This window comes from Neisseria macacae ATCC 33926 (assembly GCF_022749495.1).
Lineage (GTDB): Bacteria > Pseudomonadota > Gammaproteobacteria > Burkholderiales > Neisseriaceae > Neisseria > Neisseria macacae.
The window spans coordinates 502,017-519,637 of sequence record NZ_CP094241.1 but is presented as its reverse complement, the minus strand read 5'-3'; the positions used below and the strand labels follow the sequence as shown (position 1 = coordinate 519,637).

17 protein-coding genes are annotated in these 17,621 nt (G+C 52.2%); 12 read left to right on the top strand and 5 right to left on the bottom strand.

Going from position 1 to position 17,621, the window contains the following annotated elements; translation table 11 throughout:
- Window positions 1-6: 6 nt before the first annotated feature.
- From MON40_RS02430 to yacG, 4 genes are read left to right on the top strand one after another with little or no spacing between them, the layout of a single operon-like run.
- Window positions 7-1,248 (top strand): type II secretion system F family protein, encoded by a 1,242-nt coding sequence (locus tag MON40_RS02430; protein WP_039863289.1) that lies wholly within the window; start codon window positions 7-9, stop codon window positions 1,246-1,248.
- A gap of 1 nt (window position 1,249) precedes the next feature.
- Window positions 1,250-2,113 (top strand): prepilin peptidase, encoded by an 864-nt coding sequence (locus MON40_RS02425; protein ID WP_003780212.1) that lies wholly within the window; start codon window positions 1,250-1,252, stop codon window positions 2,111-2,113.
- Between the two features lies 1 nt (window position 2,114).
- Window positions 2,115-2,744 carry a dephospho-CoA kinase gene (gene coaE, locus MON40_RS02420; RefSeq protein ID WP_003780213.1) on the top strand — a complete coding sequence of 210 codons (630 nt, stop codon included), beginning with the start codon at window positions 2,115-2,117 and terminating at the stop codon, window positions 2,742-2,744.
- A gap of 54 nt (window positions 2,745-2,798) precedes the next feature.
- Window positions 2,799-2,984 carry a DNA gyrase inhibitor YacG gene (gene yacG, locus MON40_RS02415; protein WP_003763805.1) on the top strand — a complete coding sequence of 62 codons (186 nt, stop codon included), beginning with the start codon at window positions 2,799-2,801 and terminating at the stop codon, window positions 2,982-2,984.
- 202 nt (window positions 2,985-3,186) lie between these two features.
- Here the strand turns inward: yacG and MON40_RS02410 are convergent, their stop codons facing one another.
- Entirely contained in the window at window positions 3,187-3,522 is a 336-nt protein-coding gene (locus MON40_RS02410; protein WP_003757137.1) for a hypothetical protein, read from the bottom strand.
- A gap of 303 nt (window positions 3,523-3,825) precedes the next feature.
- On the opposite strand from MON40_RS02410, the gene MON40_RS02405 reads away from it, so the two are divergent.
- The 6 genes from MON40_RS02405 to ileS all read left to right on the top strand — a co-directional run bounded on the left by MON40_RS02405 (window position 3,826) and on the right by ileS (window position 13,173).
- Window positions 3,826-4,677 (top strand): mechanosensitive ion channel family protein, encoded by an 852-nt coding sequence (locus tag MON40_RS02405; protein WP_003757138.1) that lies wholly within the window; start codon window positions 3,826-3,828, stop codon window positions 4,675-4,677.
- A gap of 32 nt (window positions 4,678-4,709) precedes the next feature.
- Window positions 4,710-5,576, top strand: coding sequence for a hypothetical protein (locus tag MON40_RS02400; RefSeq protein WP_003757139.1), 867 nt, complete (start codon window positions 4,710-4,712; stop codon window positions 5,574-5,576).
- A gap of 244 nt (window positions 5,577-5,820) precedes the next feature.
- Window positions 5,821-7,857 (top strand): M3 family metallopeptidase, encoded by a 2,037-nt coding sequence (locus MON40_RS02395; RefSeq protein ID WP_003780214.1) that lies wholly within the window; start codon window positions 5,821-5,823, stop codon window positions 7,855-7,857.
- Between the two features lie 312 nt (window positions 7,858-8,169).
- Window positions 8,170-9,555, top strand: a complete 1,386-nt coding sequence (locus MON40_RS02390) for a GntP family permease (protein ID WP_003780216.1) — start codon at window positions 8,170-8,172, stop codon at window positions 9,553-9,555.
- Between the two features lie 79 nt (window positions 9,556-9,634).
- Window positions 9,635-10,153 carry a gluconokinase, GntK/IdnK-type gene (locus MON40_RS02385; RefSeq protein ID WP_003780217.1) on the top strand — a complete coding sequence of 173 codons (519 nt, stop codon included), beginning with the start codon at window positions 9,635-9,637 and terminating at the stop codon, window positions 10,151-10,153.
- Window positions 10,154-10,380: 227 nt separating this feature from the next.
- Window positions 10,381-13,173, top strand: a complete 2,793-nt coding sequence (ileS, locus tag MON40_RS02380) for an isoleucine--tRNA ligase (RefSeq protein WP_003780219.1) — start codon at window positions 10,381-10,383, stop codon at window positions 13,171-13,173.
- 106 nt (window positions 13,174-13,279) lie between these two features.
- Here ileS and MON40_RS02375 read toward each other — a convergent pair whose 3' ends face one another.
- Complete coding sequence (locus MON40_RS02375; RefSeq protein WP_039863291.1) at window positions 13,280-13,774, bottom strand: DMP19 family protein; 495 nt, start codon at window positions 13,772-13,774, stop codon at window positions 13,280-13,282.
- Window positions 13,775-13,938: 164 nt separating this feature from the next.
- Here MON40_RS02375 and MON40_RS02370 point away from each other — a divergent pair, with 164 nt between their 5' ends.
- Together MON40_RS02370 and MON40_RS02365 are read left to right on the top strand one after the other, a co-directional pair.
- Window positions 13,939-14,130, top strand: coding sequence for a zinc-finger domain-containing protein (locus tag MON40_RS02370; protein ID WP_003763364.1), 192 nt, complete (start codon window positions 13,939-13,941; stop codon window positions 14,128-14,130).
- Between the two features lie 6 nt (window positions 14,131-14,136).
- On the top strand, window positions 14,137-14,484 hold the full coding sequence (locus MON40_RS02365) for a hypothetical protein (protein WP_003780223.1): 348 nt from the start codon (window positions 14,137-14,139) through the stop codon (window positions 14,482-14,484).
- A 253-nt stretch (window positions 14,485-14,737) separates the two neighbouring features.
- On the opposite strand, the gene MON40_RS02360 is transcribed toward MON40_RS02365, so the two are convergent.
- The 3 genes from MON40_RS02360 to MON40_RS02350 form a co-directional block, all read right to left on the bottom strand.
- The gene (locus tag MON40_RS02360) at window positions 14,738-15,562 is read right to left on the bottom strand and encodes an undecaprenyl-diphosphate phosphatase (RefSeq protein WP_003780226.1); all 825 of its coding nucleotides are present in this window, start codon (window positions 15,560-15,562) and stop codon (window positions 14,738-14,740) included.
- Window positions 15,563-15,773: 211 nt separating this feature from the next.
- Entirely contained in the window at window positions 15,774-16,418 is a 645-nt protein-coding gene (locus MON40_RS02355) for a thiol:disulfide interchange protein DsbA/DsbL (RefSeq protein ID WP_003780229.1), read from the bottom strand.
- 10 nt (window positions 16,419-16,428) lie between these two features.
- The gene (locus tag MON40_RS02350) at window positions 16,429-17,523 is read right to left on the bottom strand and encodes an SPOR domain-containing protein (RefSeq protein ID WP_003780231.1); all 1,095 of its coding nucleotides are present in this window, start codon (window positions 17,521-17,523) and stop codon (window positions 16,429-16,431) included.
- Window positions 17,524-17,621: the final 98 nt, after the last annotated feature.

The window sequence follows — 17,621 nt, the reverse complement described above, 5'->3', positions numbered from 1 at the left end:
AACAAAATGGCTCAAGCAGAGCAAAAAAGAGGCTTATTCGCTCAAAAAAATAAAGGCAAACGTTTTACGTTTGAAGGTAAAAATACCAATACGGATCAATTAGTCCGAGGCGAAGTAGTCGCCAAAGACGAAGAAGAAGCGCGTAAAAAGCTCCAACGTCGCGGGATACGCCCTTTACGTATCAGTAAAGTAAAGGCAACTAAAAAGCGTCGTATTACTCAGGAAGACATTACTGTCTTTACCCGTCAACTTGCCACCATGATGAAAGCAGGTCTGCCTTTAATGCAGGCTTTTGAAATTGTCGCACGCGGACACTCCAACCCATCCATGACTGAAATGTTGATGCAAGTCCGTGCAGATGTGGAACAAGGTAGTGCATTAGGTAAATCATTTGCCAAATACCCAAAATATTTCGACCGTTTTTATTGCAATCTGATTGCGGCCGGCGAAGCTGGCGGTGTTTTGGAAAGCCTGTTGGATAAACTTGCTGTATATAAAGAGAAAACGCAAGCCATTAAGAAAAAAGTGAAAACTGCGCTGACGTACCCAATTTCTATTGTTGTTGTTGCAATAGCATTGATCTTCGTAATGATGCGTTGGGTATTACCTGAATTTGGTAAAGTTTATGCTGGAATGGGTGCTGAATTGCCTGGTTTAACCAAAATTGTTATGGATATTTCCAAAATATTCGTGGAATATGGGTGGCTGATGATTGTTATGGTTATTGCCATTTGTTTTGGTGTTTATAAACTACATGAAAAATCACCAAATTTCCAGAAACGTATAGATGCGATGGTTTTACGTTTACCAATTTTTGGTCAAATTGTCCGTAAAGCAACTATTGCTCGCTGGGCTCGTACCACTTCCACCTTGTTTGCAGCAGGCGTACCTTTGGTAGAAGTTTTAGATTCAGTAGCAGGTGCAGCCGGTAATATCCTTTATGAGGAGGCAACACAGGACATTCGTGCGAAAGTTACTCAAGGTCTTTCTTTGACTTCGAGTATGCAAAGTACGGATATGTTCCCCAATATGGTTATTCAAATGGCCGCTATTGGTGAAGAATCCGGTTCCCTTGATGATATGCTGAATAAAGCTGCAGAGTTTTACGAGGATGAAGTTGATAACTCTGTAGCACAATTATCCTCACTGATGGAGCCCATCATTATGGTAGTTTTAGGCTCCATCATCGGAACATTGTTGGTAGCAATGTATCTGCCGCTGTTTAACCTCGGTAACGTAGTAGGTTAATATGTTGGAGTCTTTGGATACATTAGCACCATTTGCTATTCCATTATCTGTCGTTGTTGGTTTGTTGATCGGAAGTTTCCTTAATGTTGTCATTTATCGCGTTCCTGTCATGATGGAACGCGGCTGGACCCAGTTTGCGAAAGAGCATTTGCAACTTGAATTAACGGAAGAAGAGCAGCAACCATTCAATTTGATGAAACCGGATTCACGCTGCCCTAAGTGTCATGCTCCGGTAAAGGCTTGGCAAAATATTCCGATTGTCAGTTATCTGATGCTTGGCGGTAAATGTGGTGCGTGTAAAACGCCCATCAGCATCCGTTATCCCTTAATCGAATTATTGACCGGTATATTGTTTGGCGTAGTGGCGTGGCAATATGGCTGGACGATGGCTGCATTTGGCGGTTTGATATTGACTGCGCTATTGATTGCATTGACCTTTATCGATGCGGATACTCAATATTTACCCGACAGCCTGACCCTGCCGTTGATATGGTTAGGTTTGCTGTTTAATTTGAATGGCACATTCGTGCCGTTGAAATCCGCCGTTTTAGGTGCAGTTTTCGGCTATATGAGCTTATGGCTGTTGTGTTTTATCTATAAGCTTTTGACTGGAAAAATCGGTATGGGTAACGGCGATTTTAAATTGCTGGCTGCACTAGGTGCATGGCTTGGGGTCGGCATTTTACCTGTATTAGTCTTTATGGCAGCGTTAATTGGTCTGATTGGTGCGATTATCGGACGGGTTGCCAAAGGACAATATTTTGCTTTCGGTCCGAGTTTGGCTATTGCCGGCTGGATTATTTTGGTAGCTAACGAGCCGGTACATCGTGCCGTCACTTGGTGGCTGACCAAATCAGGGTTTTAATATGACTTTATGGATAGGTTTGACGGGTGGTATCGGCAGCGGGAAATCTCAAGCAGCAAAAATCTTTTCTGATTTGGGTGTCCCGCACATTGATGCCGACGCCCTGAGTCGAAACCTGACGGCGGATAACGGTATAGCATTACCGGCTATCCGCCGTCTTTTTGGCGACAAGGTTTTTCATACCCAAAACAGTCTGAACCGTGCTGCTTTGAGGGATCTTGTTTTCAGACGACCTCAAGCCAAAAAAGAATTGGAGGAGGTGTTGCTGCCTTTGATTTTAAATGAAATCAAATCGGCAAAAACCCGCTATCCTAACGCAGCATACGGCATTATCGATGTACCTTTGCTGATTGAAAATCCGGAATTTTTAGCGGCTGTCGATAGAGTATTGGTTATTGACGTTTCTGAAGCAACCCAAATTCTTCGCGTTCAGCAAAGAAGCGGTTTGAATACAGAAGAGATCAAGCGCATTATGAACACTCAGGCCAACCGCAAGACGCGGCTGCTCTATGCAGATGATGTTTTAGAAAATGAAGGGACTTTATCTGAATTGACCGAAAAAATTCAGGGCTTGCATAGGTTTTATCTGGGATATTCCGGCAACTCGAAATTTGGTACATCATTGCCCTAACGTGAAATATTTCAATCAACAGACAAAGCATAAATGATTTGTAAGGAACAAATAATGACTGAAGTAACGACTGTGAAATGTCCGACCTGTCAAAAGCCGGTGATATGGAATGAAGAGAGCAAATACCGGCCTTTTTGCAGTCAACGCTGCCGATTGATTGACTTAGGCGAATGGGCGCAAGAGAAATATACGGTTGCAACAGAAGAAGATGATAGTTTATCGGACTTATTAAAATTATAAACGATAGAACATAACTATCTAATAGAACCTGGTTTAACAAACAAAAAATAAAGCCATTTACCCCTCCCCCTCCTTCTCAATGAGATGGAAAACACAAAAAGGTCGTCTGAAAACACCATTCCGTTTTATCTTACGGAAGCAGCATTTTCAGACGACCTTTTGTTCTTAACGCTTATTTCAGAAGAAACCGCTTCTATTGCGCTTACTTCACAATCTCAACCGGACCGTGATCGTCGCAGTGGTCGCCGTGTTGGTGGTGCAGGCGGCCGTTGACGATGTAGTCGGTGTGATCGCCGTGCGGTACGGCTTCATGGCCGCAACCTTCGCCGTGAACGTGGCCTTTGCAGGTATCGACAGGATGGCAGCCGTCAGGATTGGTTTCATTGACGCTTAAGCTGTGTTCGTCGTAATGGCCGTTGTGTTCGTGGTGCAGATGACCGTCGTGCAGATAGTCGGTGTGGTCGCCGTGTTTGATGGCGGTATGGCCGCAACCGGTGCCATGGGTATGGTCGTGATGATCGTGGATTTTGCAAGTCATTTTGATTCCTCGTTATCGGTGGTTAATTCAAACCCTTTAGGTTACGGACTACATGTTATCCTTTTTTGGCAACCTAGTAAACAATTTCCTCTTTATTAACATAGTGTTACAGTATATCATCATAGGCTTTAAAGGTCGTCTGAACGCGCCATTTCGATGATATGCCTCTTACGGATGTTTCAGACGACCTCCCCATTCGTTATCATTTATAATGTCATTTCTTAGGCGGCCCGGCAATCCGTGCCGATGGTGCGTATAGGTCGTCTGAAAACAATATCAAGATAAATATAGGATTTTTACACTATGTGGGACACAGTACGGCAATGGCTGCATACTCTGCCAGTACGCGAGGAAGTGGTGGAATCGGTGCTGATGGTCATGGCGCTGCTGGTTTTGCGGGGCGTTTTGCTGAAACTGTATCTGCGCCGTCATCCGCATTACAGCATCGAGGAAAAACGCCGCTCCTTGGTACTCAGCCGCAATCTGACGCTGATTTTGACGATTTTCGGGCTGGCGGTAATTTGGGCGACACAAATCCAGACGCTGGCGCTGTCGATGTTTGCCGTAGCGGCGGCGATTGTGGTGGCGACGAAGGAACTGATTATGTGTTTGTCGGGCAGCATCTTGCGCTCGGTAACGAAACAATATTCGGTCGGCGACTATATTGAAGTGAACGGCCTGCGCGGGCGTGTGGTCGATATTAATCTTTTGAATACGCTGATGATGCAGATCGGTCCGAACCCGCTGGTCGGGCAGCTTTCGGGTAAAACGCTGTCGTTCCCGAACAGCCTGCTTTTGAACCATTCCGTCCGCCGCGACAATATTTTGGGCGATTATGTGATTCATACGGTGGAAATTCCCGTGCCGATTCATTTGGATTCGGATGTGATTGTAGGTCGTCTGAAAGCCGTATTGGAGCCTTTGTGCCAACCTTATGTACCCGCCATCCAGCGGCATTTGGAAAACGTGCAGGCGGAGAAGCTGTTCATCACCCCTGCCGCCCAGCCGCGCGTAACCCGCGTGCCGCATGACGACAAGGTGTACCTTATCATCGTGCGCTATGCCTCGCCCGTGGCGAAGCGTTTAGAAATCCAGCAAGCAGTGTTGGATGAATTTTTGCGCGTACAATACCGCCTGCTAAACCCTCAAGCTTAACCCCATAATCTATTAACAATCAGGAAAATACTATGTTGCCCGAATCCGCCCTTACGCAAATGTACCCCGTCATCATGACCCCCAGCCACGACGGGAAATATTTCCACAATTACGTCCTTTCGCTGCTCAATATCGTCCACACCAGCGCGCAAAACGGCTGGCCGCTGCAAGTAATGATGCAGCGCGGCGAGAGCCTGATTACCCGCGCGCGCAATAATTGCGTGGCGACCTTCTTGGAAAACAAAGAATGGACGCACCTCTTCTGGATAGACTCCGACATCGGTTTTTCCGCCGAAGCGTTCTACCGTCTGCTTTTGGCAGACAAAGACGTCGTTGCCGGCATTTATCCGTTGAAACGCGAAAACTGGCCTGACGAAGGCGTTCCTGCCGGCACGACGCAGGCGGATTTCGAGCGGATGTACACCGCCTACACCGTCAACACAGGCGATAAAAACGAAAACGGCGAAATCGTCCTGCGCGTCGATGAAGAAGGCTTTATGAAAGTCGATGACGCGCCGACCGGATTCATGGTCATCAAACGCAGCGTGTTCGAAAAAATGATGGCCGCCTACCCCGAGCTGAACTACATCTCCGACAGCGACTACAAACGCGAAGACAAAGGGCTGCACTACCGCTTCTTCGACTGCATGGTCGATCCCGAAAGCAAACGCTACCTTTCCGAAGACTACACGTTCTGCCGCCTGTGGCAGCAAATCGGCGGCGAAGTCTATGTCGACGTCCAATCCAACCTAACCCACCAAGGCGCGAAAATCTACCGCGGCGCGTTTGCCGATTCGTTGCAAACCAATATCGCACAAGCCGTGTTCGCCCCCGCCGGCACACCGATGAGCCTCGACCTCGCCGCCCCGCTCAAATCCAACCCGCGCGGCGCAGAATAGCGTAAAAACAGGGAAAGACGCTTTAAGCCCGACAAGATGGCACTATATCTCCCCTATCGTTTGCCCCATCGTTTTCAGACGACCCCGAATCCAAACAGGTCGTCTGAAAACACAATCGGTTCGCCCGAACGGCAAACCTAAAACCCAGACACACATTATCCCCATTTTCCCATTGACTCAGGCGGCAGCCATTTTTCAGACGACCTCCGTCCGAACCCGCCACCCACACAAAGGAATCCCATCCATGACCGACAACGTACTGCTCCATTTGGGCGAAGAACCCCGTTTCGACGCCATCCAAACCGCCGACATCAAACCCGCACTGCAAACCGCCATCGCCGAGGCGCGCGCACAGATTGCCGAAGTCAAAGCCCAAACGCACACCGACTGGGCGAACACCGTCGAGCGTCTGACCGACATTACCGAACGCGTCGGCAGGATTTGGGGCGTCGTGTCGCACCTCAACTCTGTGGTCGACACACCCGAACTGCGCGCCGTCTATAACGAACTGATGCCCGAAATCACCATCTTCTTCACCGAAATCGGACAAGACATCGAACTGTACAACCGCTTCAAAACCATCAAAAATTCCCCCGAATTCGCCACCCTCTCCCCTGCACAAAAAACCAAGCTCAACCACGACCTGCGCGATTTCGTCCTCAGCGGCGCGGAATTGCCGCCCGAACAGCAGGCAGAACTGGCGAAACTGCAAACCGAAGGCGCGCAACTCTCCGCCAAATTCTCGCAAAACGTCCTAGACGCAACCGACGCCTTCGCCCTCTACTTCGACGACGCCGCACCGCTTGCCGGCATCCCCGAAGACTCGCTCGCCATGTTTGCCGCTGCCGCGCAAAGCGAAGGCAAAACAGGCTACAAAATCGGCTTGCAGATTCCGCACTACCTCGCCGTCATCCAATATGCCGACAACCGAGAATTGCGCGAACAAATCTACCGCGCCTACGTTACCCGCGCCAGCGAACTTTCAGACGACGGCAAATTCGACAACACTGCCAACATCGACCGCACCCTCGAAAACGCCCTGCAAACCGCCAAATTGCTCGGCTTCAAAAACTACGCCGAGCTATCATTGGCAACCAAAATGGCGGACACCCCCGAACAAGTCCTCACCTTCCTGCACGACCTCGCCCGCCGCGCCAAACCCTACGCCGAAAAAGACCTCGCCGAAGTCAAAGCCTTCGCCCGCGATCGCCTGAACCTCGCCGACCCGCAGCCGTGGGATTTGAGCTACGCCAGCGAAAAACTGCGCGAAGCCAAATACGCATTCAGCGAAACCGAAGTCAAAAAATACTTCCCCGTCAGCAAAGTTCTGGCGGGCCTGTTCGCCCAAATCAAAAAACTCTACGGCATCGGATTCGCCGAAAAAACCGTTCCCGTCTGGCACAAAGACGTGCGCTACTTCGAGCTGGAACAAAACGGCAAAACCATAGGCGGCGTCTATATGGACCTCTACGCCCGCGAAGGCAAACGCGGCGGCGCGTGGATGAACGACTACAAAGGCCGCCGCCGCTTCGCCGACGGCACGCTGCAACTGCCCACCGCCTACCTCGTCTGCAACTTCACCCCGCCCGTCGGCGGCAAAGAAGCCCGCCTGAGCCATGACGAAATCCTCACCCTCTTCCACGAAACCGGCCACGGCCTGCACCACCTGCTCACCCAAGTGGACGAACTGGGCGTATCCGGCATCAACGGCGTCGAGTGGGACGCAGTCGAGCTGCCCAGCCAGTTTATGGAAAACTTCGTCTGGGAATACGACGTCTTGGCACAAATGTCCGCCCACGAAGAAACCGGCGAGCCCCTGCCGAAAGAACTCTTCGACAAAATGCTTGCCGCCAAAAACTTCCAACGCGGCATGTTCCTCGTCCGCCAGATGGAGTTCGCCCTCTTCGACATGACCATTTACAGCGAAGACGACGAAGGCCGTCTGAAAAACTGGCCGCAGGTTTTAGACAGCGTGCGCAAAGAAGTCGCCGTCATCCAACCGCCCGAATACAACCGCTTCGCCAACAGCTTCGGCCACATCTTCGCCGGCGGCTACTCCGCAGGCTATTACAGCTACGCATGGGCCGAAGTCCTCAGCGCCGATGCCTACGCCGCCTTTGAAGAAAGCAACGACGTCGCCGCCACAGGCAAACGCTTCTGGCAGGAAATCCTCGCTGTCGGCGGCTCCCGCAGCGCAGCGGAATCCTTCAAAGCCTTCCGCGGACGCGAACCGAGCATAGACGCACTGCTGCGCCACAGCGGCTTCGACAACGCGGCTTGATAGTAAGGTTGAGGTAATGAAAAGGTCGTCTGAAAAGTTTTCAGACGACCTTTTTTGCATAATATTTCATGTTCGACACCCGATAAAGAAACTTTCAGACGACCTCTCCGCCTTATCGGACACCTCATCCGACCTTGTCTTTTCCGCCCTCTATTTCACTTCTCATTCATCATTAAAATTCATCAAATAATTAAACGATTACGGCATCAAAAATCCGCCATACCACCCCGTTGCAAATCGTGCTATGGTCTATTGGATACGTTTGAAAAACCTTAACCACCTTGTATTCTGATTACAAAGAAAGGCTTCAAAATGGATGGTTGGACTCAGACTTTGAGCGCGGGCTGGCTGCTGAGTATTGCGGCGATGGCGATTGTGCTGATTTTGCTGTTGATTGTGAAACTGCGTGTCCACGCGCTGTTGACGCTGGTGTCGGTGAGCCTGCTGACGGCGGTGGCGACGGGGCTGCCGATGGATAAGATTGTGAACGACGTTCTGTTGAAAAACTTCGGCGGCACGCTCGGCAGCGTGGCTTTGCTGGTCGGTTTGGGTGCGATGCTCGGGCGGCTGGTAGAAACTTCGGGCGGGGCGCAGTCGTTGGCGGATGCGCTGATTCGGATGTTCGGCGAAAAACGCGCGCCGTTTGCTTTGGGCGTGGCGTCGCTGATTTTCGGTTTCCCGATTTTCTTTGATGCGGGATTGGTGGTGATGCTGCCGATTGTCTTCGCGACGGCGCGGCGCATGAAGCAGGACGTATTGCCTTATGCTCTGGCGTCTATCGGCGCGTTTTCGGTGATGCACGTTTTCCTGCCGCCCCACCCCGGTCCGATTGCGGCTTCGGAATTTTATTCGGCGAACATTGGGCAGGTACTGATTTTGGGATTGCCCGTCGCCATGTTCACTTGGTATGTCAGCGGTTATCTGCTTGGGAAGGTTTTGGGACGCACCATCCGCGTTCCCGTTCCCGATTTGCTCAGCGGCGGCGCGGTGGACAACGACCGGCCGCAAACGCCTGCCAAGGCTTCGACCGTGGTCGGCATTATGCTGATTCCTATGCTGTTGATTTTTATGAACACGGGGCTGTCTACCTTAATCAGTGAAAAAGTCGTCAGCGCGGACGAACATTGGGTGCAGGTGGCGCGCATGATCGGTTCGACCCCTGTCGCGCTGCTGATTTCGGTTTTGGTGGCGCTCTATGTTTTGGGCAGAAAACGCGGCGAAAAGGCAAGCGCGCTGGAGAAAACGGTGGACGGCGCACTCGCCCCCGTTTGTTCGGTCATCTTGATTACCGGCGCGGGCGGCATGTTCGGCGGCGTGTTGCGCGCGTCGGGCATCGGTCAGGCGTTGGCGGACAGCATGGCGGATTTGGGTATACCCGTATTGTTGGGCTGCTTCTTGGTGGCATTGGCGCTGCGTATCGCGCAAGGTTCAGCAACCGTCGCGCTGACCACCGCCGCCGCATTGATGGCGCCCGCCGTTGCCGCCGCAGGCTTCAACGACTGGCAACTCGCCTGCGTCGTTTTGGCAACCGCGGCAGGCTCGGTCGGTTGCAGCCACTTCAACGACTCGGGCTTCTGGCTGGTCGGCCGCCTTTTGGATATGGACGTACCGACCACACTCAAAACATGGACGGTCAACCAAACGCTGATTGCCGCCATCGGTTTTTCAGTGTCGGCGCTGCTGTTTGCCGTGGTTTGAGGTCGTCTGAAAACGGTTTTGAGACGCTGAAACCGTCTGCCCGACCTTATATTTTTCAAATCCAACAAAGGAAGAGAACATGACGACGCATTTTGTGATGATGGGCGTTTGCGGCTGCGGCAAGACCACCGCCGCCCTATCCCTGCAAAAACACCTCAACCAATGCCCCTACGCCGAAGGCGACGATTTCCACTCCCAAGCCAACCGCGACAAAATGGGCGCGGGCATCCCGCTGACCGACGAAGACCGCTATCCGTGGCTCTGCAACCTGCGCGACTGGATGACGGAACAGGCGCAAAGCGGCGCGGCGTACACCATCGTTACCTGCTCCGCCTTGAAACGCCAATACCGCGACATCCTGCGCGGCGCACAAGGCAAAACCGCCTTCATCCACCTGACACCACCGCAAGCCATCAACCTCGAACGCATGATGGCGCGCCAAGGGCATTACATGAAGGCGGGGATGCTGGATTCGCAACTGGAAATCCTGGAAGAACTCGGCGCGGACGAATACGGCGTCAAAATCGACAATCCCGGTTCGCCCGAAGCCGTAGAAGCCGATATTTTGGCGTGGGTCAAAGCGGAAGGTTTGTTGTGAAGAAAGTGTGTAAATAGTTGTCAGGAAGGTCGTCTGAAAACAGATAGGTCACATTTCGACAAAACAAGTTTTCAGACGACCTTTCTCTTTGTCCGCCGCCATCCCGCATACCCAAACCCCTTATAAAAACAATACAATTCGGCTACAATAGCCCTTTGCATTTTTTCAGACGACCTTAGCGAAACGTCGTCTGAAACCGAAATACCGAAACCATAGAGAATCACAATATGACCGATTACAGCAAAACCGTAAACCTGCTCGAAAGCCCGTTTCCGATGCGCGGCAACCTTGCCAAGCGCGAGCCTGCGTGGCTGAAAAGCTGGTACGAGCACAAACGCTATCAAAAACTGCGCGAAATCGCCAAAGGCCGTCCGAAATTCATCCTGCACGACGGCCCGCCGTATGCCAACGGCGACATCCACATCGGTCATGCCGTCAACAAAATCCTCAAAGACATCATTATCCGCAGCAAAACCCAAGCCGGTTTCGACGCGCCTTATGTGCCGGGCTGGGACTGCCACGGCCTGCCCATCGAAGTGATGGTGGAAAAGCTGCACGGCAAAGACATGCCCAAAGCGCGTTTCCGCGAATTGTGCCGCGAATATGCCGCCGAACAGGTTGCCCGCCAGAAAAAAGACTTCATCCGTCTGGGCGTGTTGGGCGACTGGGACAACCCCTACCTGACCATGGATTTCAAAACCGAGGCGGATACCGTGCGCATGCTCGGCGAAATCTACAAATCGGGCTATCTCTACCGCGGCGCGAAACCGGTTCAGTTCTGCTTGGACTGCGGTTCTTCGCTGGCGGAAGCGGAAGTGGAATACAAAGACAAAATATCACCTGCGATTGACGTTGGCTATCCGTTTAAAGACACCGCCGCGCTTGCCGCCGCATTCGGTTTGGCAGGCATCGAAGGCAAAGCGTTTGCCATCATCTGGACGACCACGCCTTGGACGTTGCCCGCAAGCCAAGCCGTGTCTGCGGGTGCGGACGTGGTGTATCAACTGATTGATACGCCCAAAGGCAAATTGGTGCTCGCGAAAGATTTGGCGGAAGACGCGCTCAAACGCTACGGTTTTGCTTCAGACGACCTCAACGTCCTCGCTGAAACCACCGGCGACAAGCTGGAAAACCTGCACATGAATCATCCGTTCCTCGAACGCGATATTCTCATGCTCAACGGCGAACACGTTACCACCGACGCCGGTACGGGCTTGGTGCACACCGCCCCCGCGCACGGTTTGGAAGACTACGCCGTCTGCAACAAATACGGCATCGAGCTTTACAACCCCGTCAACGCCGAAGGCAAATACATCAGCGAAACGCCGCGCGTCGCAGGCATGAGCGTTTGGGAGGCGAATCCCGTCATCCTGCAATGGCTGGAAGAAACCGGCAACCTCTTGGCAAGCAGCAAAATCGAACACAGCTACGCCCACTGCTGGCGCCATAAAACCCCGCTGATTTACCGCGCGACAGGCCAATGGTTTATCGGCATGGACAAAGCGGGAAGCGACGGCAAAACCCTGCGCGACAAAGCCATCAAAGCCGTGGACGACACCGAATTCTTCCCGTCTTGGGGTCGTGCGCGCCTGGAAGCCATGATCGAAGGCCGCCCCGACTGGGTCGTTTCGCGCCAACGCTATTGGGGCACGCCGATGACCTTCTTCATCCACAAAGAAACGGGCGAGCTGCATCCGAACTCCGCCGAGCTTTTGGAAAAAATCGCCCTGAAAATCGAAGAAAAAGGCATCGAGGCATGGTTCTCACTCGATAAAAGCGAATTATTGAGCGCGGAAGATTGCGAAAACTACGACAAACTTTCCGACACGATGGACGTATGGTTCGACTCCGGCTCGACCCATTATTCCGTCTTGAAACAGCGCGAAGAATTGGACTGGCCCGCCGACCTCTACCTCGAAGGCAGCGACCAACACCGCGGCTGGTTCCAATCCTCCATGCTGACCGGCTGCGCCTCTTCAATGGGACGCGCCCCGTACAAACAGCTTTTGACCCACGGTTTCGTGGTTGACCAAAACGGCCGCAAAATGTCGAAATCCATCGGCAACGTCGTCGCGCCGCAAGAAGTCTATAACGAGTTCGGCGCCGACATCCTGCGTCTGTGGGCAGCATCCACCGATTACAGCGGCGAATTGGCGATTTCCAAAGAAATCCTCAAACGCGTTACCGAAAGCTACCGCCGCATCCGCAACACCTTGAGCTTCCTGTTTGCCAACCTGAGCGATTTCGACCCGTTCGAACACACCGTACCGCAGGCAGACATGGTCGAAATCGACCGCTACGCCTTAGTGTTGGCGCGTCAGCTGCAAGAGCGTCTGGCAGGCGACTTCTATCCGCGCTATGCCTTCCACTTCGCCGTGAAAGACATCGTCGCCTTCTGCTCGGAAGACTTGGGCGCGTTCTACCTCGACATCCTGAAAGACCGCCTCTACACCACCAAAGCCGACAGCCACGCCCGCCGCAGCGCGCAAACCGCCCTGTATCACATCACGCGCAGCCTGGTTCTCTTGATTGCACCGATTTTGTGTTTCACCGGCGAAGAAGCGTGGGACATCATCGGCGGCGGCGAAGAAGACAGCGTCCTCTTCCACACCTGGCACGAGTTCCCGCCCATCAACGAAAAAGCCGAAGCCGAACTGGTGAAAAAATGGACGGCAGTCCGCGAAGCCCGCGAAGCCGTAACCGCCGCCATCGAACCTTTGCGCGCCGACAAAACCGTCGGTTCGTCCTTGCAGGCAGAAGCCGAAATCACCGCGCCGGAAGCCACCGCCGACTACCTGAACGCCCTGGGCGAAGAATTGCGCTTTGCCCTCTTGGTGTCCAAAGTCGAAGTCAAAACCGGCAGCGAACTTGCCGTTACCGCCAAAGCCAGCGACGGCGAAAAATGCGAACGCTGCTGGCACTACACCCACGACATCGGCACAGTCGCAGGCCATGAAACCATCTGCAAACGCTGCGCCGAGAATGTGGACGGCAAAGGCGAAGAGCGGCATTACGCTTAAGGTCGTCTGAAAAAAGGTCGTCTGAAAACCGAATCAGGTTTTCAGACGACCTTTTGCTATCAATCGCCCAAACAGGGAAATCCGTTCAATATTTCTTAACGTTCACTCAATCCGCGATCTCCGTAAACTTCTCCCAATTTGCCAATACATATGCCACAGCCGCCGCCATATCGTCGTCCGCGATTTCGTAATATTCGCCGTCCAATTCCTCAAAATCGGGAAACTCGGCACGAATCTCATCCAAAGACGCCCCGCTGTCCGCCATTTCCTCGATTTTTGCGCCGTCCCGCTCGTATAAAGCCTTCGCCTTATCCAAAATCTTAGGTGTCGGTTTAATCCGCCAGCGGCGCAGGCTGTCGGCGACGGGGTTATGGAACACATATTCGCCGTAACCCGCCGCAATCAGTTGCACAAAACCGCCCTCCTGCACTTGGCTGTCCAAATAGCAGTAAGCCGTCAGCGTGTGCTGTTCGTCGTTCAAACACCGCATTTCCTCATCGCCTGCCGCATCTGTATAATCCAAATACGCCGCGCTCAATGTGTAGAGAAATTCTGCGGCGTCTTGAGGGTTCAAATCGTCCTGCCGGAAAAGTGTCGTCATGTTAAAGTCCATTTGAAAATAAAGTGGATTTAAAGCTGATTCATCATAAAAACCGCATTATAACCAAAGCATTATCAAACCAAAACCCATTGTCAGACGACCTTTTGCGCTGCACAAGCAGGCGATATATCGTACAATAAGGTCGGACTTACCAAGGAAAAATCATGAACGCAAACACCGAAACCGTCATTATCTACCCCAAAGACCTGCCGCTGCACTGCTCCGGTCCCAACCACGAAACTTGGAACGGTCATCCGCGCGTCTTCCTCCCGATTCAGTCCGACAGCGACATCGAATGCCCCTACTGCGGAACGCGTTACCATCTCGAAGGCCACATTCCCCACCACCATTATTGAGACGCTATGAAGAGATACGCCCTCCTGCTGTTGCTCGGACTGTGTACCGCCTGCGGTTCGTATAAAGCCGTCCGCCCCGATGCCCCTCTCGCCATCGTCGCCGAAGCGCAAAACAACGCCATCCGCTACCAAGCCGCCGACGGCAGCCGCATCTCCGCCATCTACGTCAACAGCAACAGCCCGATGACGGTCGAACTGCGTCAGGGGAGTACGGTCGAAAAACTAACGCAAACCCATTCGATGACCAAAACCACGGAATACCGCAACGCAAGCACAATATGGCAGCTTCAGGACGGCTTCGCCACGCTTACCCGCGGTGGCAAAACCGTCGTTTTCACCGAAATCATCGAATAATCCTGTCTGAAGTTCTTATCAAAAGGTCGTCTGAAAAACCTTAAACGATGGTTTTTCAGACGACCCCTGCGTTAAACCGACAATCTGGAACTTTCATTCCTGCATCTGGATTTGACAGGAAAAATCCCCTACGGCGCTGCTTGAACCATATTGCGATATGGTGTATCCGAACAAATCAAAGGTCGTCTGAAAACCTTGTTTTCGAGGTTTTCAGACGACCTTTTATCATGGGCAGGTTATTCCTACTTCAACATCATGCAGTCCATTTGACCCAGCCCATATGCGAAGTCAGCAGAATCAATCCGCCGAAGACGATGCGGTAATAGGCAAACGGAACGTAGTTTTTACTGGACACGAATTTCAACAGCGATTTAATCGCTAAGAAACCTGCCAAGAAGGCGGCGATAAAACCGACGGCAATCAGCCCGATATCCTGCAACGTGAAGAGTTCATAGTGTTTAAATACGTCATAGCCGGTGGCGGCAATCATCATCGGCACGGCGAGGAAGAAAGAAAATTCGGTCGCGGCTTTTCGCTCGATGCCCCACAGCATACCGCCCATAATCGTACTGCCCGAACGCGAAGTCCCCGGCACCAGCGCGCACACTTGGGCGCAGCCGACCACAAGCGCGTCAATTGGACGCATTTCATCCACGCTTTTGACTTTAGGTTTGACTTTGCTTTGGCGTCTTTCGACCCACAGAATAAAGAGTCCACCCAACACCAGCATGATAGCCACGGTTTTTGGGTTAAATAGATATAATTTAATTTGTTTTCTAAACAGAAATCCCATCAAAGCGGCAGGCACGAATGCGATGGCAAGGTTCAACACGAAGCGGTTGGCGGTACGGTCTTTGCCCAGTCCGGACAAAACGGAGGTGAAACGTTGACGGTATTCAAAAATCACGGCAAGCACCGCGCCCAGTTGGATGGCGATTTCAAAGACTTTGCCGTTGCTGTGGAAATTGAGCAAGTCGCCCAATACAATCAAGTGGCCGGTACTTGAAATCGGCAGAAATTCCGTCAAGCCTTCCACAATGCCCATAAGCAGGGCTTTTAATAGAGTCAAAATGTCCATATTGCTTTCTTTTTGGTTTTCAGACGACGTTTGCCCGTCTGGATTTCAGGATGAAGCGGTATCAGAATCGGAAAACTGCTGCGGTATGACTGTATTTACCCCATCCCTCAGCAGTATCGTTTTTATGAATTTTACGCCGCCCAAAACAAACAGACAGTTCGGAAACCGCCTTATCTTTACGGTCATTCCGAAACTGTCTGGCTAAATTCCGTCAGCGCGCGGCTTTGCCGGGATGCTCTTGGCGGACTTTGTTAATCAGCTCGCCTATGATTTTCTGCCCATTCGCCCAATCGCTGCTGAATATGACCCGATATTTGCCTCCGACGATGACGTCCGGCGTGCCGTCGATACGGTAAGTCTCGGTCAGGCTTTGCATTTTTTTAGCGGCTGCGAGGCTGGCGGGTGCGTCGTATGCGGCAATCAGTTTTTTGCTGTCAAAGCTTTTTTGTGCCGCCGCCCAGCTTTTGAAAGTGGCGGTATCCGCCAAATTGATTTTCTGTTCGTGTACGGCTTTGAAAATAGCGGGGTTTGCCTGATACTTCAAACCCGAAGCGTTAACCGCCGCGGCAACCCGCGCCAAGCCCAGCATTTCAGGCATCCAGACGACGTGTTCGGTACGCAGGTAAACGTCTTTCGGGAAAGTTTTGCTGTATGACAGCAAGACGGGATCAAAGTTTTGGCAATGTATGCAGAAATAGCCGAAAAATTCCAAAACTTCGATTTTGGATGCGTCTCGTTGCGGAATCGGTTTGTTCAAAACCGTGTAATCCACGCCTTCGACCGCAGCCTGCGCGCTTGCGGAAAAGGCAAGCGCGAGGCTGAGGAGGACGGCTGCCGGTTTGGTTGTCCGTTTCATTGCCGCCTCCTTATTGTGCCGAACGCACCAGGCTGTTGATATTGTGTTTTTGCAAGTCTTTCTGAACGTTTTTTGCGGCTTCAGACGACATGCTGTTGCTTTGTACGCGGTAAACGGTTTTGTCGCCGTTGGTGCGCTCGACCACTTTGGACGAAATGCCCAGCATGGCGAGTTTGGCACGTTGCGCGTCGGCGCTGTTGCGGTCGGCGTACGAACCCATTTGCAGGATGATTTTTTTACCGCCTTCCGCTGTTTTGGCTTCGGCTTTGGCGTTGTCGGCTTTGGCGGTTTGTTTGTCCGCCTCGGCTTTCTTCGCTTCTTTCGCCGCGCCTTTATTTGCTTCCTGACGGGCTTTTTCGATGCTGCCGCTGTTCAGGATTTGCTCGGGGGTCGGTTTGTTGGTTTTGGCCGTTTCGGTTTTCTTGGCTTCGGCGGCTTTCTTCTCAGCCGCTTTTTTCTCGGCAAGTTTGCGCTCGGCGCGCGCTTTTTGTTTGTCCGTCAACTCGGCTGCCTTTTTGGCTTTATCGACGGCTTCTTTGTCGGCTTTTTCTTTTTCTGCGCGTTTTTTCGCAAGCTCTGCCTTTTTCTCGGCAAGTTTTTGTCTCAACTCGCGTTCGGCAGATTCTTTGTCTTCTTTTTCAGCTTCGCGCAGGGCTTTTTCTGCTTCGCGGGCTTCGTCTTCCGCTTCATGGACGGCACGCTCTTTTTCCGCTTTTTCTTTGTCCGCGCGTTCTTTCTCGGCTTTGGCTTTATCTGCCTTTTCTTTCGCTTCTTTGTCTGCGCGCTCTTTTTCTTTGGCTGCCGCATCGTCGTCGGCTTCGCTGCGTTTCTGTTCGGGCTTGGCTTCTTCTGCCGGACGCTCTTTCTCTACGGGAACGACGACAGGCTGCTCTTCAGCCTCAGGCTTGGATTCAGGTTTGGATTTTTCCTGCGGCTTGAGGATTTCAGGCTCGGTTTGCTGTTTTTGAGGCTCGGTCGCGCCCTTGAAGGCGTTCGGGGTGTCTTGATTCAGAAAATACAGGATGCCCCCGATCACGCCGGTGGCGAGGATGAGGCCGAAGAAAAAGCCGAAAAGGCCTTTGCCGTATTGAGTGTTCTTATTCATGAGATACCTATATTGATGATGCCGTTCAGACGACCTTTTGGCGGCAGAGGAATCTGCTGCTGCCATCGGCAGGGACGGGTCATTTTATCAATATCCTT